Annotated in this window: 1 pseudogene; it reads right to left on the bottom strand. The window is 66.5% G+C overall.

The features are described from left to right. Window positions 1-1,217, bottom strand: a pseudogene (locus KRR26_RS36490) (hypothetical protein); the annotation flags it as partial. Between the last annotated feature and the right edge of the window lie 176 nt (window positions 1,218-1,393).

The following is a 1,393-nucleotide window of genomic DNA, read 5'->3' as shown; positions in this document are numbered from 1 at the left end:
GCGCCTGGCACGCCGAAGAGGGGCCAAAAGACTTCAGTGCACATGCTCGACTTGCCGCTGCCTTGAGTGCCGTGAATGAAGAGGAGCGGGAAGGAGCCCACCTTCTCCATGAGGCGCGGCTTCATCGGCGTCGCGAAGAACCACCCCAGCATGGGGAGCACAACCTGGGGCGTGTTGATTTTGAGGAGACACTCGAAAACCGTGCTCGCCACGTCGTGAAAGGTGTCTTCGTCCGTTGCCTCGTACCGAATGCGCGATTCCAGCGAGGTGCCATTCGGCAGGTACGCCACGGGGGAATCCGAGAGGAAGCCCCCCACCCCAATGGTGCACCCAGGCGCCACCCAGACGTGGTGCGCCCCCCGCTTGAAGTCCCCCAGCGTCGCGGTGCCTGGCAGCCGCGGCACGGGCCGGCGCGCCACCACGCGAAGAAGTCCTTGCACGTTGTTGTCACTGCCCGTCCACTGAGTGTGGACGGAGGGAAGGTGGTGCAGCAGCTCCTTCCTCGAGTTGAAGGCCTTGCGCGGCAGCCGCGCGCCCTCCACCTCGGCGCCCTTGTCCGTGCGGACTTCGCCGAGGAATACCTCCCCCTCCTCAGTCTCCACGAGAGCCGTCGGCGTGAAGGTGAAGGAGGAAATCGCCTTCGCTTCTCCCCGCTGCGTCACCGTGAAGTAGCAGTACGCGTCCTCGTACACTTCGCCGTCAATGGTGTCGTCACCGCTGCTGCCCTTCCCGCCGCCCTTGGAGTCGGCACCCTCCCCTGTGGCCTGGGTCCGCACGGCGCGGGCCATGGACAGCTGCAGCTTCTGGGCGGGCAGGCCCGTGCGCACCTCCAACAGCGCCAGGTACTTCTCTTGCGCCGAGGGAGGGCGGTGGGCAATCGCCTCAAGAATCGGCTTCAGGCGGTACTCCACCTCCTGGGCCGGCACCGAGGCCAGGCGCTCCACCGCCGTCTCAATATCGAAGACGACGTCGTACAACTCGCAGCGCACGGCAGGCTCGCGGTTGACGCGGCAGTAGCCCATGCCCTGGAGGGAATGGCAGGGCGGCGCCACGGCGCCACCCTCGCTGGCGGTGGCCATCACCTTCTCGTAGGCCTGGCGGACATAGCCGACGCCGTCTCGGCCCTTCAGCTTTCCGAGGCCCCGGCGGTCGTACTCAAGGACGAGTTCGGTAATCTCGTCGAGGCCGAGTCCCTTATGCGCGAAGAAGCGCACCATGTTGAAAATGGCGACGCTCCTGTCTTTTGCACCTTCCTGCCAGAGGCGCTGGACGGGGCCGCACATCTCTACGGGCTGCACCCAGTCGTACTCCCCCGACTCCGTTCGGCGGGCCTTCACTGTCCGCTGCGGAGCCGACGCGGAGGGCGCCAGAGGCAGCGACACCTGGCCCGCGG

This window comes from Citreicoccus inhibens (assembly GCF_019039035.1).
Lineage (GTDB): Bacteria > Myxococcota > Myxococcia > Myxococcales > Myxococcaceae > Citreicoccus > Citreicoccus inhibens.
This window is presented reverse-complemented; position numbering and strand designations above follow the sequence as displayed.